The 24,322-nt window shown below is 68.1% G+C and carries 22 protein-coding genes; 6 read left to right on the plus strand and 16 right to left on the minus strand.

The features are described 5' to 3' along the window. Nucleotides 1-29: 29 nt before the first annotated feature. From NWF34_RS07805 to NWF34_RS07825, 5 genes are read left to right on the plus strand one after another with little or no spacing between them, the layout of a single operon-like run. Nucleotides 30-1,037, plus strand: a complete 1,008-nt coding sequence (locus tag NWF34_RS07805) for a patatin-like phospholipase family protein (RefSeq protein ID WP_258324626.1) — start codon at nt 30-32, stop codon at nt 1,035-1,037. Beyond that, nucleotides 1,034-2,245, plus strand: coding sequence for an MFS transporter (locus NWF34_RS07810; RefSeq protein WP_159405164.1), 1,212 nt, complete (start codon nt 1,034-1,036; stop codon nt 2,243-2,245). Before NWF34_RS07805 ends, NWF34_RS07810 begins: the two co-directional genes overlap by 4 nt. Continuing rightward, complete coding sequence (arcA, locus tag NWF34_RS07815) at nt 2,235-3,488, plus strand: arginine deiminase (protein WP_258324627.1); 1,254 nt, start codon at nt 2,235-2,237, stop codon at nt 3,486-3,488. Before NWF34_RS07810 ends, arcA begins: the two co-directional genes overlap by 11 nt. Before the next feature lie 10 nt (nt 3,489-3,498). Next, on the plus strand, nt 3,499-3,876 hold the full coding sequence (locus NWF34_RS07820; protein WP_258324628.1) for a GntR family transcriptional regulator: 378 nt from the start codon (nt 3,499-3,501) through the stop codon (nt 3,874-3,876). A gap of 31 nt (nt 3,877-3,907) precedes the next feature. Next, a complete protein-coding gene (locus tag NWF34_RS07825; protein ID WP_258324629.1) occupies nt 3,908-5,701 on the plus strand; it encodes a BCCT family transporter in 1,794 nt (597 codons plus the stop codon). 6 nt (nt 5,702-5,707) lie between these two features. Here NWF34_RS07825 and NWF34_RS07830 read toward each other — a convergent pair whose 3' ends face one another. Further along, a complete protein-coding gene (locus NWF34_RS07830) occupies nt 5,708-7,285 on the minus strand; it encodes a dolichyl-phosphate-mannose--protein mannosyltransferase (RefSeq protein ID WP_258324630.1) in 1,578 nt (525 codons plus the stop codon). A gap of 38 nt (nt 7,286-7,323) precedes the next feature. Between NWF34_RS07830 and rsmI the strand changes: the two genes are divergently transcribed. Continuing rightward, nucleotides 7,324-8,226, plus strand: coding sequence for a 16S rRNA (cytidine(1402)-2'-O)-methyltransferase (rsmI, locus tag NWF34_RS07835; protein ID WP_006437092.1), 903 nt, complete (start codon nt 7,324-7,326; stop codon nt 8,224-8,226). On the opposite strand, the gene NWF34_RS07840 is transcribed toward rsmI, so the two are convergent. The 15 genes from NWF34_RS07840 to NWF34_RS07905 form a co-directional block, all read right to left on the minus strand. Further along, a complete protein-coding gene (locus NWF34_RS07840; RefSeq protein ID WP_006437091.1) occupies nt 8,150-9,397 on the minus strand; it encodes a helix-turn-helix domain-containing protein in 1,248 nt (415 codons plus the stop codon). The two genes, rsmI and NWF34_RS07840, sit on opposite strands and share 77 nt — an antisense overlap. Nucleotides 9,398-9,423: 26 nt before the next feature. After that, complete coding sequence (locus NWF34_RS07845) at nt 9,424-10,608, minus strand: aminodeoxychorismate synthase component I (protein ID WP_006437090.1); 1,185 nt, start codon at nt 10,606-10,608, stop codon at nt 9,424-9,426. A gap of 16 nt (nt 10,609-10,624) precedes the next feature. Further along, nucleotides 10,625-12,214 carry a methionine--tRNA ligase gene (metG, locus tag NWF34_RS07850; protein WP_182156367.1) on the minus strand — a complete coding sequence of 530 codons (1,590 nt, stop codon included), beginning with the start codon at nt 12,212-12,214 and terminating at the stop codon, nt 10,625-10,627. Between the two features lie 58 nt (nt 12,215-12,272). Then, nucleotides 12,273-13,253, minus strand: a complete 981-nt coding sequence (locus NWF34_RS07855; protein ID WP_258324631.1) for a HEAT repeat domain-containing protein — start codon at nt 13,251-13,253, stop codon at nt 12,273-12,275. Next, complete coding sequence (locus NWF34_RS07860) at nt 13,247-13,933, minus strand: HEAT repeat domain-containing protein (RefSeq protein WP_258324632.1); 687 nt, start codon at nt 13,931-13,933, stop codon at nt 13,247-13,249. The genes NWF34_RS07855 and NWF34_RS07860 overlap by 7 nt, the downstream gene beginning before the upstream one ends. Nucleotides 13,934-14,008: 75 nt before the next feature. Then, on the minus strand, nt 14,009-16,360 hold the full coding sequence (locus NWF34_RS07865; protein ID WP_258324633.1) for a glycoside hydrolase family 65 protein: 2,352 nt from the start codon (nt 16,358-16,360) through the stop codon (nt 14,009-14,011). Further along, nucleotides 16,357-17,079 (minus strand): HAD family phosphatase, encoded by a 723-nt coding sequence (locus tag NWF34_RS07870; RefSeq protein WP_258324634.1) that lies wholly within the window; start codon nt 17,077-17,079, stop codon nt 16,357-16,359. Before NWF34_RS07870 ends, NWF34_RS07865 begins: the two co-directional genes overlap by 4 nt. Nucleotides 17,080-17,137: 58 nt before the next feature. Beyond that, nucleotides 17,138-17,851: a GntR family transcriptional regulator gene (locus tag NWF34_RS07875; RefSeq protein WP_258324635.1), complete on the minus strand. Its 714-nt coding sequence runs from the start codon at nt 17,849-17,851 to the stop codon at nt 17,138-17,140. Then, nucleotides 17,848-18,120, minus strand: a complete 273-nt coding sequence (locus tag NWF34_RS25425) for an oxygenase MpaB family protein (RefSeq protein WP_375295635.1) — start codon at nt 18,118-18,120, stop codon at nt 17,848-17,850. Before NWF34_RS25425 ends, NWF34_RS07875 begins: the two co-directional genes overlap by 4 nt. A 13-nt stretch (nt 18,121-18,133) precedes the next feature. After that, nucleotides 18,134-19,048, minus strand: coding sequence for an oxygenase MpaB family protein (locus NWF34_RS07880; protein WP_258324636.1), 915 nt, complete (start codon nt 19,046-19,048; stop codon nt 18,134-18,136). A 28-nt stretch (nt 19,049-19,076) separates the two neighbouring features. Then, entirely contained in the window at nt 19,077-19,694 is a 618-nt protein-coding gene (locus NWF34_RS07885; protein WP_258324637.1) for a hypothetical protein, read from the minus strand. Then, the gene (locus NWF34_RS07890; protein ID WP_258324638.1) at nt 19,577-20,944 is read right to left on the minus strand and encodes an MlaD family protein; all 1,368 of its coding nucleotides are present in this window, start codon (nt 20,942-20,944) and stop codon (nt 19,577-19,579) included. Before NWF34_RS07890 ends, NWF34_RS07885 begins: the two co-directional genes overlap by 118 nt. Continuing rightward, nucleotides 20,941-22,083 carry an MCE family protein gene (locus NWF34_RS07895; RefSeq protein WP_258324639.1) on the minus strand — a complete coding sequence of 381 codons (1,143 nt, stop codon included), beginning with the start codon at nt 22,081-22,083 and terminating at the stop codon, nt 20,941-20,943. Before NWF34_RS07895 ends, NWF34_RS07890 begins: the two co-directional genes overlap by 4 nt. Next, nucleotides 22,083-23,246, minus strand: coding sequence for an MCE family protein (locus tag NWF34_RS07900; RefSeq protein WP_258324640.1), 1,164 nt, complete (start codon nt 23,244-23,246; stop codon nt 22,083-22,085). Before NWF34_RS07900 ends, NWF34_RS07895 begins: the two co-directional genes overlap by 1 nt. After that, the gene (locus NWF34_RS07905; protein ID WP_258324641.1) at nt 23,246-24,289 is read right to left on the minus strand and encodes an MCE family protein; all 1,044 of its coding nucleotides are present in this window, start codon (nt 24,287-24,289) and stop codon (nt 23,246-23,248) included. Before NWF34_RS07905 ends, NWF34_RS07900 begins: the two co-directional genes overlap by 1 nt. Nucleotides 24,290-24,322 lie beyond the last annotated feature (33 nt).

Consider the following 24,322-nt stretch of genomic DNA (forward strand, 5'->3'; position numbering starts at 1 on the left):
CGGGAAACCGGCGACGGTAGGGTTGCGGCATGGCTCGACCGTCGCGCGTGGCGCTTGCTCTGGGAAGTGGCGGCGCTCGCGGATACGCGCACATCGGGGTGATCGCCGAGCTCGAGGCCCGTGGCTTCGAGATCGTCACGGTCGCCGGATCATCCATGGGCGCGCTGGTCGGGGGCCTGTACTGTGCGGGCAAACTCGACGACTACGTCGACTGGATTTCGGGACTGTCCCAGCTCGACGTGGTACGGCTGCTCGACGTCTCACTCACCAAACCCGGCGTCATCGGCGCCGAGCGCATTCTCACCCGTGTGCGGGAGATCCTCGGCGACACCGTGATCGAGGATCTGCCGATCCCGTTCACCGCCATCGCGACCGACCTGTTCGCGGGTCGTGCCGTGTGGTTCCAGCGTGGCAATCTCGCCGACGCCCTGCGTGCATCGATCGCGATCCCCGGCGTGATCAGCCCGCATGAGCACAAGGGACGGCTCCTCGCCGACGGCGGCATCCTCGACCCGGTGCCCGTCGCACCGACCTCGGGCGTCCCCAGCGATGTGACGATCGGCGTGATCATCGGCTCCGACGGCGGGCCCGAGACGGGTGCCAGCCGGCAGTCCAAGACGAAAGGCCTGCTCCGACGCAACGTCGCGCCGATCCTCGACAACGAGTTCGTGCGCTCGGTCCGTGACCGCTTCGGTTCGGAGACCGGCGACGTGGCGGGGACCGAGGGTGCCGACGAGGTCGCACCCGCTGCCACCCCTGACGAGGAGGGAGCTGTCGTGGTCGACACCGGCGCACTGTCAGCGGACGCCGCCGGCGAGCCCGGCCGGATGGGTCGCGTCGAGGTGCTCAGCCGGTCGCTCGACATCATGCAGGAGGCGTTGACCCGCTATCAGGTGGCCGGTTATCCGCCCGACGTCCTGATCCGGGTGCCCCGTCGTGCGGTGCGGACTCTGGACTTCCACAAGGCCGCCGAGATGATCGACATCGGCCGCGAACTCACCGCCAAGGCCCTCGACGACCTGCCCGAGATGCCATGAGGCAGATCCCTCGCGGCATCTGGGTGCTGCTGTCGGCCAACGTCGTCATCGCACTCGGCTACGGGTTCATCGCGCCCGCCCTCCCGAGTTTCGCCCGCGCCTTCAACGTCTCGTTCACCGCGGCCACCGCGGTGGTGTCGGCCTTCGCCGTCATGCGGCTGCTGTTCGCGCCGACGGGCGGACGACTCGTGTCGGTGTTCGGCGAACGGCGCATCTATCTGACCGGACTCCTCATCGTCGCCGCGAGCACGCTGGCTTGTGCCTTCGCGCAGACATATTGGCAGTTGCTGGTGTTCCGCGGCCTGGGCGGCATCGGATCGACGATGTTCAGCATCTCCGCGATGGCCCTGCTGATCCGGATGGCGCCCAGCGACATTCGCGGGCGGGTGTCGGGCTTCTTCTCCGCGGGTTTCCTGATCGGCAGCATCACCGGACCGCTGATCGGCGCGGCCCTGGTGGGTTTCGGCCTGCGCGTGCCGTTCGTCGTGTACGCGGTCGCGCTTCTGGTCGCGTCCGCGGTCGTGGCCACCCAGCTGCGCGAGGTGATCGCCCCCGACCAGGCCGAGGGCCCGACGGCCGGACTCATCGGCTTCCGGACGGCCTTGCGTGACAGTGCCTACCGGGCCATCCTCGCGTCGAACTTCACGCAGGGCTGGGCGTCGATGGGTGTGCGGGTCGCGGTGGTTCCGTTGTTCATCACCGAGGGGCTCGGTGCAGGCGCCGGTATGGCCGGGATCGTGCTGGCGATCTATGCCGCGGGCAACGTCCTCGCGATCCTCATCGCCGGTCGCCTGTCCGATCGGTTCGGCCGTCGGCCGATCATGCTGCCGGGTCTGACGATCACCGTCGTCGCCACCATCGCACTGGGATTCTCGCCCAACGTCCCCGTCGCGCTCGCACTGTCGGTGCTCGCCGGTGTCGGTTCCGGTCTGTTCGCGCCGACTCATCAGGCGGCCCTCGCCGACGTCCTCGGCAATCGTCAGCAGGGCGGATCGGCGCTCGCGGCGTACGGGATGTCCTCGGACCTCGGTGCGGTGACCGGGCCGGTCATCGTCGGATTCGTGGCCGATCGGGTCGGCTTCGGCCCCGCGTTCGTGCTGACCGGTGTGGTCGCGGCGATCGCCCTGGTCGCGTGGCTGTTCGCCCGGGAGACCGCGCCTGCGGTCGTCGGTCAGGGTCCGGCGTTACGGTTGAGCGATGACGCGTGACGGGCAGCAGGACACCGCAGGCGTGTGGGATTACGCTCTGGGGGCGAACTCGGAGGTCGGCACCCTGCGCGCGGTGATGCTGCACCGCCCCGGTGACGAACTGCGGCGCCTCACCCCGCGCAACAGCGATCAACTCCTGTTCGACGGCCTGCCCTGGGTCGACCGTGCGCAGGAGGAACACGACGCCTTCGCCGAGGTGCTGCGCGATAGGGGTGTCGACGTCTACCTGCTCGGCGACCTGCTGACCGAGACGATCGCACACAGCGGGGCCGCCCGCATCCAGGGGATCGCGGCCGCGGTCAGTGCGCGACGTCTGGGATCTCATCTCGCCGAGGATCTCGCGAGGCACCTGCGGGGACTCGCGCCCGCGGAACTGGCCGACGTCCTGATGGCCGGAATGACGTTCGACGAACTGCCGATCACGCCGTCGGCGGAACGGTCGTCGCTGGTCCGCCGGATGCATCACGGCCCCGAGTTCGCCATCGAGCCGCTGCCGAACCTGCTGTTCACCCGCGACAGTTCGTTCTGGATCGGGTCGCGCTTCGCGATCACCTCCCTCGCGCTGCCCGCGCGAGCGCGAGAGACGTCTCTGACCGATCTGATCTACGCCCATCACCCCCGTTTCACCGGTGCCCGACGCGCCTACGAGTCGCAGGTCGCGCCGGTCGAGGGCGGCGACGTGTTGCTCCTCGCGCCGGGTGTCGTCGCCGTCGGGGTCGGGGAGCGCACCACGCCGGCCGGGGCGGAAGCGCTGGCGCGCAGCCTCTTCGACGACCATCTCGCCCACACCGTGCTCGCCGTGCCCATCCAGCAGGCGCGGGCGTTCATGCACCTCGACACCGTCTGCACCATGGTCGACACCGATGCGGTGGTGATGTACCCCAACATCCGCGACCACATGTCGGCGTTCACCCTCTCCCACGACGCGGCCACCGACGCCGTACACGTGACGGGGGAACGGCCTTTCGTCGAGGCGGCGGCCGAGGCCATGGGCATCGGCAAACTCCGCGTCATCGACACCGGTCTCGACCCGGTGACCGCCGAGCGCGAGCAGTGGGATGACGGCAACAACACGCTCGCGTTGTCCCCAGGAGTCGTCGTGTCCTACAACCGGAACGTGGAAACCAATCGCCGCCTGCGTGATTCGGGGATCGAGGTGATCGAGATCGAAGGCCGCGAACTCGGCTCGGGTCGCGGTGGGCCCCGGTGCATGTCGTGTCCGCTGGCGCGTGATCTGTTGTGAGGGGACGACAATGACCGCATCACTGCTGGCCCATCTGGCCGTCGACCCGGCATCGGACCGGCCACCGTTCGAGCAGGTGCGGCTGCGCATCGTCGAGCTGATCGCCGACGGCACGCTGCTCACCGGTGAACGCCTGCCGACCGTCCGGGCCCTCGCCGCGCACCTGGACCTCGCCCCCAACACCGTGGCCAAGACATATCGCGAACTCGAGGCGGCCGGCGTGATCGAGACGCGCGGACGCTCCGGTTCCTTCGTCAAGGCGGGGCGCCACGACGCGCAGGACGCCGGTTTCGCGGCCGCGTCGTCGTACGTCGGGACCGCCCGTGAGCTGGGACTCGACGACGACACGATCGTCTCGATGGTTCAGCGGGCGTTGCGCGCGACTTGAACAGACGCGCCGACGTTGCTTTGGTGGGGTAATGACAAGTGAACAGACAGCGACGACTCGTCGCGCGCGAGATGGTCAGCGCCGGCGTGATCGGGAGAATCGGCCCGGGAGCCAGCGGATCGATCCGGTGGTCTTCTCGATCACGGCTGCTCTCGTCATCGCGTTCGTCGTGTGGGGCATCGGAGACAAGGACAGTCTCAACTCGACCACCAGCGAGATCCTGAGCTGGATCACCACCAACCTCGGCTGGCTGTTCATCCTCTCCGCAACCGGATTCGTGATCTTCGCGGTGTATCTGGCGGTTTCCAAGTACGGACGAATCCCGTTGGGGCTCACCGGGGAGAAGCCTCAGTTCCGTACCATCAGCTGGATCGCGATGATGTTCAGCGCCGGAATGGGTATCGGCCTGATGTTCTTCGGTGCCTACGAACCGCTGTACCACTTCGCAAGTCCGCCACCGGAGGTCGATGCAGGCGATGTCCGGACGGCAATGGCGACGACCATGTTCCACTGGGGTTTCCATCCGTGGGCGATGTACGCCGTCGTCGGACTCGCCCTCGCCTACAGCACCTTCCGGCTCGGCCGGACACAGCTGATGAGCGCGGTGTTCACGCGTCTCCTCGGCCCACGCGTCTCGCACGGTCCCGCGGGCAAGCTCATCGACATCCTGGCCATCTTCGCGACCCTGTTCGGCACCGTCGCCTCATTGGGCTTGGGCGCCTTGCAGATCGGTTCCGGTCTGGACAAGGTCGGCTGGGTCAACGAACCGACCAAGCTCCTGCTGGTCGCGGTCATCGCGATCCTCACCGCAGCGTTCGTGGCCTCCGCGGTGTCGGGTATCGCGCGCGGCATCCAGTGGCTGTCGAACATCAACATGGTGCTCGCCGTGGTGCTCGCGACCTTCGTGTTCGTCGTCGGACCCACGATCTTCATCCTCAATCTGCTGCCGACGACCCTGGGCGCCTACGCCACCGACCTCACCACCTTCGCGGGACGTTCGGACGCCACGGTGACCTCCGACGCGGGCCAACAGTGGCTGGCCGACTGGACCATCTTCTACTGGGCGTGGTGGGTGTCGTGGACCCCGTTCGTCGGCCTGTTCCTCGCCAAGATCAGCCGGGGCCGGACCATCCGTGAGTTCGTGATCGGCGTCATGGTGGTGCCCACGACCGTGTCGCTGGTCTGGTTCTGCGTGTTCGGCGGCACCGCGATCCGGCAGCAGACCGACGGTGTCCTCGACTTCGACCCGGCCACGGCGGCGAGCGAGGACACCCTCTTCGACGTACTGGCTCACCTGCCGTGGACCGGTGTCGCCTCGGCACTGGTGATGGTGCTCGTCGGGATCTTCTTCGTCTCCGGAGCCGACTCGGCCTCGCTCGTGATGGGTACCCTGTCCCAGCGTGGCGTCGAACATCCCTCGCGCGCGCTGACGGTGTTCTGGGGCGTGCTGACCGGTGTCGTGGCGGCGTTGCTCCTCGCGATCAGCGGTGACGACGCACTCGACGGCATCAAGACGATGGCCATCATCGCCGCCTTGCCGTTCGTCGTGGTGATGATCGGCATGTGCCTGTCGCTCTACCTCGACCTCCGGCGCGACCCGCTGATCGTCTCTCGTCACGTCTTGTCGGCTCAGGTCGATCAACACGTCCACGAACAGGCCGTGGCGATCGCGACCGGTGAACTCGAGTCGATCGACGCCGACGCCGTCCGGCACCTGGAGAAGATCGATCCGGGCTACGTCGAGCAGGTCGGTACGGGTGTCGCCCACCCGCTGGGCGAGGCGCACCACGCCGACGCCGAGCCGGGCACCGAGCCCCAGAAGTAGTCTCGCTCAGCCCCAGCTCGGCAGCCAGATCTGCTGCCGCCAGAGTCCCGGCGAGATCGGGGAGGCGGTGAGGATCGGCCACAGCCACACGAAGTTGGTGACCACGAGCGCCACGTAGACGGCGACCACGATGATCGACAGCACCCGGCGCTCGGGTCGGGCGCGGGCCGTGGTCGCCGTCGAGCGCAGCAGATCGCCGCAACACAAGGCGAGGCCCATGACGAGGAACGGGGCCAGGGCGGTCGCGTAGAAGAAGTACATCTGGCGGTCGAGGGACAGGAACCACGGCAGGATGCCCGCGCCGTAGCCGACGAGCACCGCCGCGTAGCGCCAGTCGCGGCGGACGACCCACGACCACAGGCCCCACAGCAACATGGGCAGTGCGAGCCACCACAGGGCGGGCGGTCCGATCAGCATCTGGGCGCGGACGCACTCGCCCCCGCCGCACTGATCGGGGCCGTTCTCGAGTGCGTAGAGCATGGGGCGCAGGCTCATCGGCCAGGTCCACGGCTTTGATTCCCACGGATGGTGATTGCCCGCGGAGTTGGTCAGTCCCGCATGGAACTGGAGAATCCCGGCCTCGTAGTACCAGAGCGACCGCCACGCCCCCGGCACCCAGGAGAAGGTGCCGCCGGTGCCGATCGCATTGCCCTCGGAATAGCGGTAGACCGCGGTCTCGCTGTTGAACCACGGGATGTAGGTCAGGAAGTAGATGACGACCGGCATCACCGCGAGGCTCGCGCCGGCGGGCACGACGTCACGGACGATCGTGCCGACCCACGGTCGCTGCACGTGGTACGCGCGCCGCGCCGCGACGTCGAAGCCGATCGCGAGGACCGTGAAGAAGATGATGACGCCCGACCACTTGGTTCCGCAGCTGAGCCCGAGCATCACCCCGGCGGTAAAGCGGTACCAGCGGAAACCGAGCCGTGGACCGAACCGGCTGTCGTCCATCCGGCCCTCGAGGTAGACGCGGTACATCCGCTCGCGGACCTGGTCGCGATCGGCGAGGAGCGCGGCGAATGCGGCGACGATGAACAGGGTCTGGAAGATGTCGAGCATCCCCATCCGGGACTGCACGAACAGCACCCCGTCACAGATCGCGAAGACGCCGGCGATGGCACCGACCAGAGTCGACCGCGTGAGCCGGCGCACCGCGCAGTAGACGAGGACGACGATGAGGATGCCGGAGATCGCCGGCGCGACCCGCCAGCCGAGCGGACCGTACCCGAAGGCGGCCTCGGAGGCGGCGAGCATCCACTTGCCGACCGGGGGATGCACCACGAGCCCGTATGCCGGATTGTCCTCGATCCAGTTGCCGCCGGTGAGGACCTGCCAGCCCTGCGGCACGTAGTGCTTCTCGTCGAAGACAGGCGTGCCCTTGTCGGTGGGGTGACTCAGGTTCCAGAAGCGGGTGAGGGCGGCGATGAGGGCGATGACGACACCCACCACCAGGCCGCGACCACGGTCCGGGGCACCGAACAGCGCCGCCGGGACCTCCGGTCCCAGGCGACGAGGCGGGACCGCCGCGGGGACCGGGACACCGACGGGCACGGCGGTGTCACGCGCGGCGGTCATGGTCACCCGCTCGATCCTAGTGGGCCCTCGTAAGCTGGCTGACGATGAATGCCGCCCAGCCCGACACACAGTCCACCGACCACCCCCGGTCTGCCGTGCCCGGGACGAGCGGACGGCTGGTGCTGGCCGCCACCCCGATGGGACAGGTGGACGATGCGTCGCCCCGGCTGAGGGCGGCGCTGCAGACGGCCGACATCGTCGCCGCCGAGGACACCCGCCGCACCCGGTCGCTCGCCGCCGCGCTCGGCGTCGAGATCGGCGGACGCGTCGTCAGCTACTACGACCAGGTGGAGGCCGCCCGGACACCGGGCCTCGTCGAGGCGATCGCCGGCGGTGAGACGGTCCTGCTGGTCACCGATGCCGGGATGCCCTCGGTCAGCGACCCCGGCTACCGGATCGTGGTGGCCTGCGCCGAGGCGGGTCTGCCCGTGACGGCATTGCCGGGACCCTCGGCGGTGACGACGGCACTCGCGGTGTCGGCGCTGCCGTCGGAGCGGTTCTGTTTCGAGGGCTTCGCGCCACGCAAGCCGGGTGCCCGTGCGGAATGGCTGCGCGAGCTGATCGCCCAGCCGCGCACCGCCGTCTTCTTCGAGTCGCCGCACCGGCTGGCGGACACGCTCGCCGCGGCGGCCGAGATCCTCGGACCCGATCGGCGCGGCGCGGTGTGCCGGGAGATGACGAAGACCTACGAGGAGGTCCGCCGCGGTGGTCTGGCCGAACTGGCCGGGTGGGCGGCCGGCGGCGTCAAGGGCGAGATCACGGTCGTCATCGCCGGCGCGGTGGCCGCCGAACCCGACATCGACGAACTGGCCGACCGCGCCGAGAAACTGGTGGCGGGCGGGATGCGGCTCAAGGATGCCTGCGCGGAGGTCACGCAGGGTTCGAGTGCCTCGCGACGCGACGTCTACCAGTCGGTTCTCGATAGGCGTCGAGCTGATCCGAGCTGACCCGCAGCTCGACGCGCGGCGCCAGCCGGTAGGGCCGGCTCGAGACGAGCGCGCCGACCACCCGGCGCAGGCGCGACAACTCGGCACGCACGCTCACGGTGTGGTTCTGGTCGCCGAACAGCAACTGGCTCAACTGCTGTGAGGTGAGTCCATGGTCGCCCGCGTCGGCCAGCAGCAACAGGATCTGCGCGTGGCGCCGGGTGAGCACCGTACGCCACGGGTCGTCGTCACCGGTGACCGTGATCGTCGGCTCGCCGTCGAGGTCGAGTTCGGCGATGACCGGACCCGAGGGGCCTGCCGGACGCACGAGCCAGCCCATCCCGAGTCGTTCGACGACGCACATCCCGAGTCCGGGCACGAACTGACGCATGTCCACCGTCGGCGCGGCGACCCGGACCGGCGGCGTGCACCCGCGGCCCTCGGCCACCCAGCCGTCGTCGTCGATGAGTAGACCGGGCCCGTGCAGGCCGGCGAGCTGGGCACGGCCGTGGTAACGGAGGTCGGCGAGGGTGCGCTGATGGGCGAGAGTCACCTCGTGCTCGCTCAGTGCCGCCAGGGCGTTCGTGAACGCCGAAGCCGCGGGCTGCATCTGCATCGCCGGTCCGGCCAGCCCGGCGACCGCGACCATCTCACCCGTGCGCGGATCGTGGACCGGCGTCGCGGTGCAGTACAGCCCGTGCAGGGATCGGCTGTAGTGCTCCGCGCCGAAGACGCGGCTGGGTCGCCGGTGGCGGATCGCCAGGCCCACCGCCGTCGTCGCCGCGGAATCCTCATCCCACCGGCTTCCCTCGACGAGGCCGAGCCGGTTCGCCTCGGGCAGCACCGCGCGCGAGCCGCCACGCCACAGCATCACCCCGTCGGTGTCGAAGATGCCCAGTGCCATCAGCGGGTCGTCGGCCGACTGGGCGAACACCCGCTTGAGAGAGTCCACCGAGTGGCGGAGCGGATGCGCGGACCGGCGGGCTTCGAGCTCGTCGCGGTCGATCCGTCCGCGGTGGTGGTCGTCGAGCGTGGAGGGATTGTCCGCGGCCTTCACCCGGGTCCAGGACTCGGCCACTTCATCCGCGAATCGGGGAGGCGGCGTCGCACCCGACATGATCGCCTCGCGGTCGCGATTGATCTCCCGGGCCAGCTCCGTGAGATCGGTGGTCGTCCGGATGGACAAAGTCATGGGAGAAATATTACCCAAATCGCCAATCAAGTCCGGTATTTGCGATCCTGCAACGTCTGCGTCCGGTCGCCGGCAACGATGCTGGCAGCCTTGTCGAGACACTCCTGCCACTCGTCGTCCGGGACGGAATCAATGGTGATTCCGCCACCGACACCGAGTGCGATGCCGCCGTCCGGAGCGATCTCGACCGTGCGGATCGCGACGTTGAGATCGAGGGCGCGGTCGGGTCCGGCGACGCCGATCGCGCCGCAGTAGACGCCCCGGGCGCTGCTCTCCCAGTCGGCGAGCAGCTCCATCGCACGCAGCTTGGGCGTACCGGTGACCGATGCGGGCGGGAAGGTGGCGTCGAGCACCTCGGCGGTGCCCGTGCCGGGCCGCACGATCGCCTCGACACGCGAGACCAGGTGCCAGACGCCGGGCGCGGGCACCACCGACAGCAGTTCGGGCACCCGGACGCTGCCGGTGACGGCGATCCGTCCCAGGTCGTTGCGGACGAGGTCGACGATCATGATGTTCTCCGCGATGTCCTTCGCGGAGGCGGACAGGGCGTCGGGGTCGGCGTGCGCAGGCAGGGTCCCCTTGATCGGCGAGGAACTGATGATGTTCCCGGTGCGCCGCAGGAAGGTCTCCGGTGACAGGCTGGCGACCGTACCCCAATCACCCTGGAGGAAAGCCGCTTTCGCGGGGGTGGTGGCACCGGCGAGGTCGGCGAAGAAGTCCACCGGCCGACCCGACAACGTGCCGGTGAACCGCGTGCACACGCATGCCTGATACACCTCGCCGGCGCGGATCGCGTCGAGACAGCGATCGATCGCGGCCAGATGCGGTTCGCGCGCCGGCGGTGTCCAGTCGGTCGTCGTCGGCTTCCCCTCACCGGGATGCGGGGCGTCGAGTACGGCGTACGCCCAGTCGGGGAGGCCGGTGCCGAGGGTCGACCACACGCCGTTCCGCAGGACGAGGACGCCGTCGGTGAGACCCCCGGCGGTCGACGGCAGCGACGCCTCCTCGGCGCGCACGGGGAATCCGAGGTAGCCGAACCAGAAGCGGTCGGGGTCGTCGGGCGGGGTGCAGCCCGGGACGACCTCGATTGTCGGAGCGATCACCGCGTCGGTGTCCAGCCAGTCGCCGATCAGCGCTGCGGGCGGTGGGAGTCCCCGGGTGCGGGTCTCGGCATGGAGAGCCCGGAGCGCATCGAGCGCGGACGCGGCCATGTGCGGCGAGGGCGGGTCAGTTCTCGTACCGCGGGAACACCGGCGACGGTTTGGGCAGTGCGACGCCCGGTGCCAGCCGGGTGGTGACGGCGCTGAACTGGCGGTCGTCGCCGACGGCGAGCAGATCGAGGATCTTGTTCGACGACTCCGGCATCACCGGCTGGCTCAGCACCGCGACGATGCGGACCACCTCGGCGCACACATAGAGCACGGTGCCGGTGCGGTCGAGGTCGGTCTTCGCGAGCTTCCACGGTTCCTGCGACGAGATGTACCGATTGGTCTCGGCCAGCGTCGACCACAGCGCCTCGAGTCCGAGGTGGATGGCCTGGTTGTCGAAGTGCTCGCGGACGGTCTCGAGCAGCGAGTCGGCCCGGTCGAGCAGCGCGCGGTCGGTGTCGGTGAGTTCACCGGTCGCCGGCACCACACCGTCGAAGTACTTGCCGATCATCGACAGGGTGCGCTGGGCGAGGTTGCCGAACTCGTTGGAGAGGTCGGCGTTGATGCGCGACACGATCGCCTCGGCGGAGTACGACCCGTCCTGGCCGTAGGACACCTCGCGCAGGAAGAAGTAGCGCACCGGGTCGAGACCGAACTCGTCGATCAGGTTCTCCGGGTCGACGACGTTGCCGACCGACTTGGACATCTTCTCGCCCTTGTTGAACAGGAAGCCGTGCGCGAAGACCCGCTTGGGCAGCTCGACGCCCGCGCTCATCAGGAAGGCGGGCCAGTACACGCAGTGGAACCGGATGATGTCCTTGCCGATGATGTGCAGGTCGGCGGGCCAGAACCGCTCGAAGGTCGCCGGATCGTCGGGAAACCCGACTCCGGTCAGGTAGTTGGTCAGCGCGTCGACCCACACGTACATGACGTGTTCGGGGTGGCCGGGGACCTGGACGCCCCAGTCGAAGGTCGTCCGCGACACCGACAGGTCGGTGAGCCCGCCCTTGACGAAGCTGATGACCTCGTTGCGCCGCGCGTCAGGACCGATGAAGTCGGGCTGTGCCTCGTACAGCTCGAGGAGTTTGTCCTGGTAGGCCGACAACCGGAAGAAGTATGTCTCCTCCTCGGTCCAGGTCACCACGTGACCGGTGTCGGAGGCGACGCGCTCGCCGGCGTCGTTGACCTCGGTGTCGGCCTCGGCGTAGAACGTCTCGTCACGGACGTCGTACCAGCCGGAGTACTTGTCGAGATAGATGTCGCCGCGGTCGCTCATCCGCTTCCACAGCTCTTCCGACGCCCGCTTGTGATCGGCGTCGGAGGTGCGGATGAAACGGTCGAAGCTGGAGCCGAGGCGTTCCTGCAGCGACTGGAACCGGTCGGAGTTCCGGTTGGCGAGTTCGGCGGTGGGGATGCCCTCGGCCAGCGCGGTCTGCTGCATCTTCTGGCCGTGGACGTCGGTGCCGGTGAGGAACCGGACGTCGAAACCGTCGAGGCGCTTGAACCGTGCGAGGGCATCGGCGGAGATGTACTCGTAGGCGTGCCCGATGTGCGGTGCGCCGTTGGGATAAGCGATCGCGGTGGTGAGGTAGTACGGGCGCCCCGCACCGTACGAGGTGCCGTCCTCGGCCGTGCCGGACAGATCAGGGCTGGTCAGATCGGGTGCCATAGTGCTCCACAGAGTACCGACCGGCGGCCGGTGACAGCCAATCGCGGGTCGGCGCCGCTCAGGGGGATCGTAACGATCCGATTGCCCGCGCGGTGCGCGCGACCGTCTCGTCGGCGTCGTCCCCCAGGTCGGTCAAGGCCTTCGACGCCGCGTCGCCGGCGATCTCTGCCAACGCCTGGACCAGCCGCAGCCGGACCGACGGGTCCGGGTCGCCGCCGAGACGATCGACGAGCAGGCCGACGATCCGGTCGTCGTCCGCATACGTCGCAAGGGTCTCGGCCGCCTCGACGTCGCGGTCCCCGGCGGCGACGAGTTCGATGAGGACGTCCACCGCGGCGTCGACCCCCCGACGGCCGAGGGCGTGGGAGACCGTCCGCCGGACCTCGGGATCGGGGTCGGTCAGCGACCCCTCCAGCACGGCGGTCGCCCGGGCGTCCTCGATCGAGGCGAGGGCGGTGATCGCGCGGCGCCGGATCGTCGGATCGGGGTCGGCCACCCGCGCGGCGAGCTGGTCGAGCGCACCCGATGTCTGCGCGAGTGCCCATCGGAGTGCGCCGGCCGTGTTGGGATCGGATTCGGCCAGCAGCGCGTCCGTCAGTGCCTCGGCGGACAGTCCGGCGTCGCCCGCCCGCAACGCCGCCCGCTGGCGGTGGGCGGCGTACTCGGAATGCACCGCGCGCAGCAGACCGACCACATCGAGTACCGCCGACCAGTCGTCGGCGCCGGAGGCCTCGATCTGCCGCAACCGATCCAGTAGCCGGGCGTCGGCGGCCATCCGGTCCTCCGTGTCCTGGATCAGCCGCTCCAGGAGCGCATCCGGCGCGAAGCCGGGATCGTCGAGTGCACGGCCGACGTCGCGCAACGACAATCCCAGCGACCGGAGGCTCTCGACATGGAGGAGGCGTTCGATGTCGGCGTCGGAGTACTCGCGGTAACCACCGGTGGTCCGGCCCGTCGGCCGCACGAGGCCGAGGGTGTCGTAGTGGCGCAGCATCCGGGTGCTCACACCCGAACGCCGCGCCACCTCACCGATCAGCACGGCGGACCCGAATCATGAACCGGTACACCGGTGTTCGCCAACCGTGTGGCCATTTCGAGCTCATACGCGAAGTCGCTGTCCGGATCGTCGAGGAGTCGCACGGTGGCGGCGGCATGCGCGCGGACCCGTGGATCCCGATGTCGACGAGCCGTGGCGAGTGCGTCGAGCGATACCTCGCCCAGAGCGGCGAGCGCACGACTCAGGCTGCGCTGCACCTCGATTCCGCGGCGACCGAGTTCACCGGCCAACTCGACCGAGAGTCCCACCTCCTCGTCCGCCGGGACGAGGACCACCGCGGCGCGCCACGCGGCCCGCGCGACCTCGGGATCGGCGTCGTGCAGCAGTTCGACGGTGATGGCCGGCCACGCCGTCCGATCGCCGATCTTCGACAGCGTGTGCAGCGCCTGGGCACGCGCCAGCGGTGACGCCGAGACCAGCTCATCGATCAGGCGCGGTACCGTCAGCGCCGCCGGAAGTCTGGTCAGCGCCCAGGTCAGCATGTCCCGGACGAAGAAATCCGGTTCGGTGCCGCAGCGTGCGACGAGGTCGTCGACGAGGCGCGGGTCGGGTTCGGTACCCGCCGCCATCGCCGCCCGCAGCCGCGTCGAGGCGTCGGGGGAGTGCAGCGCGGTGGACAGGGCGCTACGGGTGGGGTCGCTGAGTGCGTGCTCGGATGTCATCGTCGGCACCTCCTACCCCCGCATTGCAGTCCTTGACACAGTGTGAAGGTCAAGCGGTGGACGCGCCGGGCCCTATCAGATCTCGCGTCGGTAGGGCTCGCAGCCCGGAGGGGCCTTGGGTGGCTCGCGGTAGTGGAAGTCGGGGATCTTGATGGTCACCGGCGCCGAGGTGAGCGTGAACTTCTCGCCGTGGTGTGCCAGGTCGATCGGCGGACCCGACAGCAACCGGTAGGTGGTGCTCTCCTTGTCCACCGCGACCACGAACTTCGAGTCCCGCACGATCATGCGGAACGACAGGTAGGTCAACCGGCTCGGCAGTCGCGGCGCGAAGGTGATCTGCCCGCCGAAGTCGCGCATGCCGCCGAAACCGGCCACGCAGTCCGTCCACGCCCCGGCGAGCGCAGCGATGTGCAGGCCGCTGTTGACGTTGTTGTGCAGGTCGTGCAGATCGGTGAACACCGACTCGGCGAGCAGGTCGTAGGCGAGGTCGAGGTAACCGACCTCGGCGGCCGTGACCGCCTCACAGCATGCCGACAGCGACGAGTCGCGCACGGTGATGGGGTAGTAGTAGTCGAAGTTGCGGAGCTTCTGTTCGGCGGTGAACGAGTCGCCGAACAGGTAGGTCGCGTACACCAGATCGGCCTGCTTCACGACCTGTTTGCGGTAGAGGTCGTAGTACGGATAGTTCAGCAACAGTGGGTAGCGGCCGACCGAGGACTCGAAATCCCACGCGCTGAGAAGCGTGAAGGACTCGCACTGCTGGTGCACCCCCAGCGCCTCGTCGTAGGGGATCGACATGTCGTCCGCGCACGACTCCCAGTGTGCCGCTTCGGCTGTGGTCACCCCGAACTGCTCGGCGAGATCGGGTCGACGGTGCACCGCCGCCACCGCGTCGCGCAGGTTCTGCTGTGCCGCGAGGTTGGTGAAGACGTTGTTGTTGACCACGGCCGTGTACTCGTCGGGTCCGGTCACGCCGTCGATGCGGAACTTCCCGTTGACATCGTGATGGCCGAGGCCGGCGAACAGCCGGGCGGTCTCGACGAGAAGTTCGACGCCACACTCGGTCTCGAACTGTTCGTCGCCGGTCGCGCGCAGGTAGCGGGCGGTGGCGTTGGCGATGTCGGCCGACACGTGCACGCCCGCCGTGCCCGCGGGCCAGTAGCCCGAGCACTCGTCGCCGTTGATCGACCGCCACGGGAACATGGCGCCGCGCTGCCCGAGTTCCGCGGCGCGGGCCTTGGCCTTGTCCATGGTGGCATGGCGCCAGCGGAGTTCCTCCCCGGCCGCCGCGGGCACCGTGTAGGTGAGCATCGGGAGGATGAAACTCTCGGTGTCCCAGAAGGTGTGGCCGTCGTATCCGGGACCGGTGAGTCCCTTGGCCGGGATCGCGCGTGACTGTCCGCGGGCGCCGGCCTGCAGGACGTGGAACAGCGCGAACCGGACCGCCTGCTGGAGTTCGGGATCGCCGTCGAGTTCGATGTCCGCGTCGCGCCAGAAGTCCTCGAGGTATCGGACCTGGTCGGCCTTGAGGGAGTCCCAGCCGGTCTCCATCGCCATCGCCAGCGCGGCGTCGACCTGCGCACGCAACGCCGGGACCGAGCGTCGGGCCGACCAGCCGTACCCCATGTACTTGGTGAGGGTCAGGCTCTTGCCCTTCGGCACATTCGCCGCGATGGTCAGGCGGGCGAGGTCGCCGTCGGCGCGGATGAAGGTGTCGGCCTTGTCCGGGAAGTAGATCTCGTGATCCATGCCGGCCGCGATGTGCAGACCCGACTGCTTGGTGTGGTGGACCAGCATGCCCCAGTAGTTGCGGCAGGTCGCGAGATCCGACACCAGCGGGGCGTCGAGCGCGGCCGCGAGGCGCGGGTCGTTGCCCGGGGCCGGGACCGGCTCGTTGGCCAGCAGATCGGACTGGAGAACGAGTTTCATGTCCTCGTCGACGGGCTCCACCTCATAGCGGATGGCTGCGATGGTGCGCTTGGTGAACGAGACGAGACGCTCGGACTTGATACGTACGGTGCGGCCCGTCGGCGACGTCCACAGGGTGTGCCGGCGCAGCGTGCCGGTACGGAAGTCCAGCGTCCGCTCGTGCTCTTCGGTACGCCCGTACCGAAGGTCCATCGGCTCGTCCTCGACGAGCAGGCGGATGATCTTGCCGTCGGTCACGTTCACGACCGTCTGGCCGGACTCCGGGTAGCCGTAGCCGCTCTCGGCGTAGGGCAGGCCGCGCAACTCGTAGAAGCCGTTGAGGTAGGTGCCCGGGTGATCGACCGGCTCACCTTCCTCGAAGGTTCCGCGTAAGCCGATGTGCCCGTTGGACAACGCGAACAACGTCTCGGTGCGGCCGAGCATGTCGAGATCGACTCCGCCGCTCCACTTCAGCTGCCACGGGTGGATCTCGAACCCGTGTCCTTGATCCGGGTTCATGCGGGCAGCAATTCGTCGAGATCGTTGACGACGATGTCGGCGCCGGCGGCACGCATCGCCTCGGCCTGAACTCCGCCGACGCGGTCGATGCCGACGACGTAGCCGAACTCGCCTGCGCTACCGGCCTGTACGCCGGAGATGGCGTCCTCGAAAACCGCGGCAGCGGCCGGCTCGACGCCCATCAGCTCGGCTCCCAGGAGGTAGGAGTCGGGAGCCGGTTTGCCGTTGAGTCCACGCGCGGCGATCTCGAGACCGTCGACGCGAACCTCGACGAATCCCGACAGGTCGGCTGCATCGAGCACCGGTCCTCCATTCTTCGACGACGTGACGACTGCGATGCGGAGGCCCGCCTCACGTGCCGCGGTGAGGTACCGCACCGAGCCGGGATAGGCATGTCCACCCTCCTCGGCGAGGCTGACCAGGAACATGTCGTTCTTGCGGCTGCCGATCGCGGTCACGGTCGCCGGGTCCACATCGGTGATCCCGCGCGAGGCGAGGAATGCCCGCACGCCGTCCTCACGGGGACGCCCGTCGACATAGTCGAGGTAGTCCTGGTCGGTGAACTCCACGAACCCGGGGGCATCGACGCCGCCGGCGCGTTCGGCGAGGAAGGCGTCAAAGGTTCTCTTCCATGCCTTGCGGTGGAGCACCGCGGTCTCGGTGAGGACCCCGTCGAGATCGAAGAGCGCGACAGAGATCACTTCTGGCAATCCCAACACGATGCGCAACGCTACCCGTCCGAGTCGGGGAAGGCGCGACGAAGCGCGATAGCGCGCGTCACGCAGAGCTGGCCGTGCGGGCTTCCTCGGTGGGTGACTGCTCGTCGTCCCAGAAACCGATGGATTCCAGCTGGTCGATCAGGCGGTCACGAGCGTCGTCGAACGCCGCGACGATCTCGGACTTGATGCCCACGGTGTCGCCCTTGCGCAACAGCTCGATGAGTCGCCGGTGGCTGGTCGCGGCCTCCCGGCCCCACTCGGGGTCGTTCGAATACAGCTGCAGCGGGTTGTACTTGCTGGCCGAGTACTGGAACCAGGCCAGCTTCTTGCTCTCGGCTATGAGGTGCACCTTGCGGTGGAAGGCGAACTCCGCGGAGAGCACGCGGTCGGCGCGCCCCGACTCGACCGCTGTCTCGAGATCGTCGACGATCGCGCCCAGCTCATCCAGCTGTTCGGCCAGGTCGGGGTTCTCGGCGGCATGACTGGCCAGACGTGCGGAGAGTTCGGCCTGCATCCAGAAGATGTCGACGATGTCACCGCGGGTCAGCGTCTCCACGATGAATCCCCGGTGCAGGGCCTGTTTCACGAGCCCCTCGCCGCGGAGTGTCGCGAGTGCCTCGCGCACAGGCGTCACGCTGCAACCGAGGGCCGACGCCGTCTCGTCGAGCCGGACGAACTCGCCCGGCCGCAGGACACCGGTCATGATGCGCGTGCGCAGGTAGTCGGCCACCTCGACGGCCAGCTGGGTCCTGTGGAGAGGTCCGGGGGTCATCGGTCGTTCCGTCCGTTGGTGTGGGGGTCCGTCACCGCGGTCCGCCTGAGTCGGGTGGCGCGGCGTATGCGCTGTCGTCTGCCGTGTCGGCGCCGGATCGGTCCGGGGCAGAGACCCTGCCACAGTCGGACCATGCGCACCGTCCGGCGGAAACGATGCTCGTGGTCGGCGGACCATTCGACTCCGTAGATCGACCTTAAACGTTCACCGGCCATTCCCCACGTCAGGAGGCGGATGCGGGGGAGGTGTCGGACGTACCGCCAGGGCATGAACGGCGCGAGATCAGATGATCGCCTTGTCGTGTTTCATCCGGCGTCGCAGGTCCCGCATCAGCATGCGACTGCCACCGAACCGGATCGACTTGGGCAGGAACTTGTTGACCACCGAGACGAAGGTGAACAGGTGCTGGAAGCGGCGACGGTCGTCCTCGGTCCATTCCAGGCCGAGCTGGTCGCGGTAGATCGGCGGCAGCGACCCGATGGTGAGAAAGCGCAGGAGACTCACGAACGGCAGTCGGATCAGCGGGTTGATCATCTTGAGGTCGACGAGATCGTTGAGGAAGTCGCAGGTGGTGTCGTCGATGACGATTCGCTGGCACGCGAGGTTCCAGTACCGGTCGAAGTCCTTGCGCGTCGCCGGCCACATGTCATCGGGTACCTGCAGCGTCGTGCCGAGGGTCTTGGACGACTGGTAGAACTCCTCTGCCTCGTCTTCGGTCATCTGGCCGTGGAGCAGTAGGTGCATGTCCTCGATGCCCACGAACAGGCATGCGGCCACCCACATCTGGAGTTCCCGGTTGAACGCGTTGTACTTGACCGGGCTGTTCGCGTCGGACTTCACGTGGCGATGAGCCGAGTTGACCGCTTCCCGGAACGCGGCCTTCTCCTCGTCGGTGCCGAGGATCGCGACCGCGAGGTACTGGCCGGTCGTGCGGGCCCGCTTCCACGGATGCTTGGTCAGCGCGCCGGATTCGACCTTGCTCTCCATGACGCCGTAGGCGACCTCGGGCCAGCCCAGTTGCATGACGACGTTCGCGGCACCGCCGGCGAACGACCAGAAGTCGATGGCCTCCTGGATGCGCGCTGGTTTGCGCAGGCTGGTCGCGCGCCGCTTGCGGGTGGTGATGTGGATGCGGGTGCGCCGGGTCGTCAGTTCCGGCTCGGTGTCCTCGATCGACGGTAGGTAGCTCGCGGCCATGGTGGTCACTCCTCGGATCGGTGTGGGTTCACTTCGTCTCGACGTTGTCGACCAGCCAGCGGTCACCGGAACGCTCGAGCGTCACCACCATCCGGTACGGCTGGGTCTTGCCGTCCGGGGAGACGACGTTGCGTGCCTTCTGGTCGGCGAACAGGATCACCGTCGCGGAGGAGCCGTCGATCTTCTCGACGGCCGCGTGCGACACCTCGGCGGTGGCCTCACCCTTGCCGTCGGTGACGATCTGACTGAGGGCGGTGACCATCTCGCTGTACTTGGCGGCGAAGTCGTCGGTCGACATCGCGGTGATCGCGTCCCGGTTCTTGTTCAGATCGCGGTAGTCGAAGCTGGACAGCTTGATCGCGTAGTCCTTGGCGGTGTCGATCGCCTCGGCGCTCGCTTCGGCCGAGGTGGCCGGGGAATCGGTTGTCGCGTACTGGTATCCGAAGAACCCGGCGAGGGCGGTCGCGCCCAGCAGCAGGGACGTGAGTACACCGGTGACGATCGTGCTCCGGCCGGCCCGCTTCCGGGTCAGGGGAGCGGTGCGCGCAGCGGATGTGGTTCCTGTCGAGGAGACGTCCGCGGTCTCGTCGGCATCTGCGGTGTTGGTGCCTGTCGCCGCGGAGCGAGTCGTTGTGTCAGTTGCCATTTCGTGCCCTTTCCAGAAGTTCTTGCCACCACTGCAGCAGCTCCACGCCGTTCGGGATGAGTAGTGGATCGGCGACGGCCGGTGGTCCGGAGACACCGCCGGGGGATGTCCAGGTGCTCGTGCCCAGGTCGTTCGGCCGTGGGGCGTTCACCGCGCCGCGTTGTCCGTAGCCGTTGCCGGCCGGGCAGAAGCGCGCGAGATTCGGTGCGGGGGTGTTGAGATCGCCGACCGGGTAGCGGGGCTGGTCGTAGAACATGCAGACCGGTCCCTGGGTGCCGATGAGCGCGAAGTCGGCGCGCCCGTTCTTCACGATCGAACGCAGGTCCAGCAGACCCTGGGGGAATCGTCTCCAGGCCGACGGCGAGTGACTGGTCGTGGTCGGAGATGATCGGTTCCACCACCGCGAGATTCGCCATCACCCCGCCGAAGGTGCCGCGGTACTTGTCGAACAGCGCCTGTGTGCGGGTCAGCGATTCGGGTGACTTGTCGAGCAGGTAGACGAACACCGGTTGGTTGGCGTCGAGCTGGTCGGTGAACGTCGCGGCGCTGCGCATGCCGGCTTCGAAGGCCGTGGTGGTGTTGCTCATCGCGGACAGCACCTGCAGCCATTCGTCGAAGAGTCCCTGCAGGATCGGCGCATTGCGGTTGACCAGCCCGGCGAGCGCGGTTCCGTTCGAGACGATCGAGGCGAGGGCCTTCTCGTCGTGGTCGAAGGCCGCGTAGAACTCGTTGCCCAACGTGGTGAGGTTGCCGCTGCCGATGCTGCGCAGCACCGACGCGGCGTCGCCGATGATGGCGTCCATCTGCTTGGGCTGTTTGTCGGCCGGCGCGGCGATCGTGTCGCCGGACTTCAGGTACGGGGCGTCGTTGTCGGACGGGATGATGTCGACGCTCTGGATGCCGGCCATCGAGGCCATCGTCACCTGCATGTAGGAGTCGGCGGGGATGCGGGTGTCCCCGCGCACGACCAGTTCGATGTCCGCGGCGCCACCGGCCGGATCGAGTTCGACGGATCGGACCGTGCCGATGTCGACCCCGCGGAGCGTGACGCCGGTGCCGGCACTGAGGCCGAACGCGTCGTCCATCCTGGCCGTCAGCACGAGCTTGTCGCCGAATCCCTCTGGCCCGGCGATGAAGTTGATGCCGTAGGGGATCACGATCGCCGACAGGGCGAGGAAGATCAGGAACTGCAGCATCCCCGTGCGCGCCTGCGGCATCCGAAGGCGCCGGGTCTTCGCCTTGGTGGTCATCGCGGGGCTCCTGGGCGTGGGCTGGGTGTCTGAGAGGTCGTCCTTGGTGGGGTTTTCGTGGCCGGCGCCGCCTTCTTCTCCGGCTTGCTCGCCAGACCACCGGAGAGCACGTTGCGGAGATCGTCAGGTGTCGGGAGCGGCTGACCTGCGAGCAGAACACCGCCGGTGAGGATCTTGTCGATGCCGCCCGGGATGTCGAGCGAACCGTCGAAGACGAGGTAGTCGCCCCGGATCGCGCGGTCGAAGTTCGTCATGAACGCGTTCACGTTGTCCAGGGTCGAGCCGACCTCGGTGTTGAACGCGGACAAGGACTTCACCATCTGTTCGGCGTCACCGACGAGATGGTCGAGCGTCTCCTGACGGCCGCGCGTGATCGCCGCGACGTTGGTCGCCAGTCGCGTGGTCTGCGACATCAGCTTCGCGATCTGATCCCGCTGTGCGGCGAGCACGGTGACCGCCTGCGGGACCTGACCGAGGAAGTCGTCGACGGTCTGCTGCTGCGCGACGAGGAGCTCGCTGACATCCGCGGCCGCCGCCATCGCCGCGTTGAAGTCGTCGGTGTACCTCGACGACCGGGCGAGCAGCCGGTTGAGAGTGTCGATCAGGTCGCCGACCTTGTCGGAGCGGTTCTCGAAGGCGGTGTTGAGACTCGACATCACCGACTGGAGCTGGCTGACGCCACTGCCGCCGAGGATGTTGCCGAGCGCGGCGAGTGTGCTCTCGATCTGCGGTCCGACACCGGTGTCGGAGAGGCTGAGATGCGACCCCTCGGTGAGCCGGCCCTGCGGGTCCGCGGGCTCGGACAGGCGGACGAACGGCGTTCCGAGCGCCGACGGCAGTTCGACCTCGAGTGCCGTGTTGGCCGGCAGGTCGGTGCTGTCGGAGATCGTCATGGTGATCACGGCATGCCGTTCCTCCAGGCGCATGTCGGTGAACCGTCCGACGATCTGCTGGCCGTGCCGGACGTCGGCGCCCGACACCAGGCCGTCGGCGGTGATGAGTTCGGCGGTCACGTCGAAGGAGTTGCGGCCGCCGGCACCGAGCGGCAGGTCCTGCAGTCCGACCGAGCAGCCCGACAGGCCGACGGTCACCGCGATCGCCGCGGTGGTGACCCGGATCTTCTTGGCACGCACAGTCATCAGTTCCCTCCCTTCGGGGGGAGCTTGCCGCCGGTGATCGCCGAGACGATGCCCAGCGGGTCGGACGCGCTGATCGGGAACGAGATCGGGTTGGTGAGTCCGGCGCCGGTGCACAGCGGCATCGGGAACTGGTCGCACAGCGGCTTGAGCGTCTTGAACTGGGTGAGCGTGGTCGAGACGTTCAGGCGGATACGGCCGCGACGGTCGGGGCCGATCGTGCTCGACAGGTTCTGCATCATCAGCGGCGCGAGGTCCATGAACTCGGCGAGTCCGGCCTTGTTGTCGACCAGGGTGTCACCGAGGACCTTCAGGTTCTCCGCGACGACGCCGACGTCGTTGCCGTGGGCGAGGACGAAGTCGTTGATCTGGTCGAAGACGACCTTGAGATCGTTGACGGGCCCGGCGATGTCCTGGTTGGACGACGCCCACTGGCTGCTCAGCAGACCCATCGACTCGATGAGGCCGTCGAGCGAGACCTGCTTGGCGTGGAAGGTCTGCATCAGCGTGTTGAGACTGTCGATGAGATCCTGCAGGTCCTCGGTGCGGGCGCCGAAGATCCCCGACGCCGAGGCGAGCCCGGACATCGTCGTCCCGAAACCGGTGCCGCGGCCGTCCCACGACTTGGCGGTGGCGGCGAGCAGTGCACCCATGTCGTTGGGATCTTCCGGCGCGCCGGGCGCGGCGTCGGCGGGACCCATGATCTTCGTCAGCACGCTGATGCTGTCGAGGAGCTGGTCGAAGCTGATCGGGGAGTGGGTGCGCTCGATCGGGATGGTCGCGCCGTCGGGCAGCTGCGGCCCACCGGTGTAGGCCGGTCCGAGTTCGAGGTGACGGTCGCTGATCACCGACGGGTTGAGCACGTAGGCCGAGACGTCGGCGGGGAGATCGATGTCCCCCGGCATGGTCACGGTGACCTTGACATGGTCCCCGGCGGGCTCGACGTTCTCGATACGTCCGACCGGAACACCCAGGACGGTGACCTTGGACCCCTCGTACAGACCGTTGACGAACGCGAAATCGGCGTGGACGGTGCGGATCTGCGGATCGCGGCCGAAGACGTACCACGTGCCCACGATGATCGCGACCACGAGAAGCAGTGCGGTGAAGATCTTGCCGCCGTAGCGCTTGCGCGGGCGGACCTCACGTACCTGGCGGAAAGTCATCAGCGGCACCCCTGCATCACGCCGAGGACACAGAGCATCCCGTCGGGGATGACCGCGCTCGGCGACACCACGTCGGTCCAGTTGCCGTTGCCGGTCGCATCGGTGATCGTGCGCATGGCCGGCGGCAGCTGCGTCAGGATCCGGTCGATCGACGACACGTTGTCCCGCAGTGTCTTGGTCACCGACTCGATGTTGGTGACCAGCTGGCCCATCGGGACCTTCGGGAAGGTCGTGGCCATCTGGTCGAGCACGGTGCGGAGGTTGTCGGTCAGACGGGTCAGCAGGACGCGCCGGACGACGAGGGTCTGCACGATCGCCTGCGTGCTGGACATCGCGCTCGAGATCGAATCGCTCTGCTGCACGGTCACTTCGGCGACCCGCTTGGAGATGGCGAGCAGCTGGTCGAGCTGCGTGCCCGTTCCCGTGATGGCGGCCATCGCGCCCGTCGCCCCCTTCATCGAGGCATCCAGGGTCGAGGTGCGGGGCATGATCTCCTTCATGGTCACGAACATCGCGCGCACGGCCTCTTCGTCGATGTCACGCGAGGCGGTGACCGCGGCGCCGGAGATGTCGTCGAGGCTGTAGGGCACCGTGGTGCGGTCGAGCGGAATCGTGTTGTCGGGACCGACCTTTCCCGATCCGCCCGGGACGATCTCGAGGTAGCGCTTGCCCAGGACCGTCCGGAGCCGGACCGATGCGCGCGTCTGGTTGCCCAGCGGTTGACCGTTGTCGAGCCGGAAACCCACACGTACGCGGTCACCGGCGAGATCGACCGACTCGATCCGGCCGGCCGGGACACCCGCCACCAGCACCGGATCGGCCGTCGTCAGCCCTGACGCGTTGGCGAGTTCTGCGGTGTACGGGCTGGTGCGGGTGAAGTAACTCAGCTGGGGGATGCCGATCGCGATCAGCATCAGCGCGACCAGGGTGATGATGCCCGCCGTGCCGAGGACCGCGGGTGACGCACCCTGTGCGCGCTTGTCGGACTTGAAGACGAACTCCAAGATGCCGACGAAGACGTCGATGAGCCTGACCAGAAACACGGACTTAGGTTCCTACCTTGCTGGGAGCTGACA

The sequence above is a fragment of the Gordonia sp. GONU genome, from assembly GCF_024733855.1.
Taxonomy (GTDB): domain Bacteria; phylum Actinomycetota; class Actinomycetes; order Mycobacteriales; family Mycobacteriaceae; genus Gordonia; species Gordonia amicalis.

Coding starts and splice junctions, on each gene's coding strand:
- rsmI (WP_006437092.1), top strand. CDS start 7,324: ATGAATGCCGCCCAGCCCGACACACAGTCCACCGACCACCCCCGGTCT.
- NWF34_RS07890 (WP_258324638.1), bottom strand. CDS start 20,944: ATGACCACCAAGGCGAAGACCCGGCGCCTTCGGATGCCGCAGGCGCGC.
- NWF34_RS07845 (WP_006437090.1), bottom strand. CDS start 10,608: ATGGCCGCGTCCGCGCTCGATGCGCTCCGGGCTCTCCATGCCGAGACC.
- NWF34_RS07900 (WP_258324640.1), bottom strand. CDS start 23,246: ATGACTTTCCGCCAGGTACGTGAGGTCCGCCCGCGCAAGCGCTACGGC.
- NWF34_RS07875 (WP_258324635.1), bottom strand. CDS start 17,851: ATGACCCCCGGACCTCTCCACAGGACCCAGCTGGCCGTCGAGGTGGCC.
- NWF34_RS07895 (WP_258324639.1), bottom strand. CDS start 22,083: ATGACTGTGCGTGCCAAGAAGATCCGGGTCACCACCGCGGCGATCGCG.
- NWF34_RS07820 (WP_258324628.1), top strand. CDS start 3,499: ATGACCGCATCACTGCTGGCCCATCTGGCCGTCGACCCGGCATCGGAC.
- NWF34_RS07880 (WP_258324636.1), bottom strand. CDS start 19,048: ATGGCCGCGAGCTACCTACCGTCGATCGAGGACACCGAGCCGGAACTG.
- metG (WP_182156367.1), bottom strand. CDS start 12,214: ATGGCACCCGATCTGACCAGCCCTGATCTGTCCGGCACGGCCGAGGAC.
- NWF34_RS07885 (WP_258324637.1), bottom strand. CDS start 19,694: ATGGCAACTGACACAACGACTCGCTCCGCGGCGACAGGCACCAACACC.
- NWF34_RS07810 (WP_159405164.1), top strand. CDS start 1,034: ATGAGGCAGATCCCTCGCGGCATCTGGGTGCTGCTGTCGGCCAACGTC.
- NWF34_RS07860 (WP_258324632.1), bottom strand. CDS start 13,933: ATGACATCCGAGCACGCACTCAGCGACCCCACCCGTAGCGCCCTGTCC.
- NWF34_RS25425 (WP_375295635.1), bottom strand. CDS start 18,120: ATGCCCTGGCGGTACGTCCGACACCTCCCCCGCATCCGCCTCCTGACG.
- NWF34_RS07840 (WP_006437091.1), bottom strand. CDS start 9,397: ATGACTTTGTCCATCCGGACGACCACCGATCTCACGGAGCTGGCCCGG.
- NWF34_RS07865 (WP_258324633.1), bottom strand. CDS start 16,360: ATGAACCCGGATCAAGGACACGGGTTCGAGATCCACCCGTGGCAGCTG.
- arcA (WP_258324627.1), top strand. CDS start 2,235: ATGACGCGTGACGGGCAGCAGGACACCGCAGGCGTGTGGGATTACGCT.
- NWF34_RS07825 (WP_258324629.1), top strand. CDS start 3,908: ATGACAAGTGAACAGACAGCGACGACTCGTCGCGCGCGAGATGGTCAG.
- NWF34_RS07805 (WP_258324626.1), top strand. CDS start 30: ATGGCTCGACCGTCGCGCGTGGCGCTTGCTCTGGGAAGTGGCGGCGCT.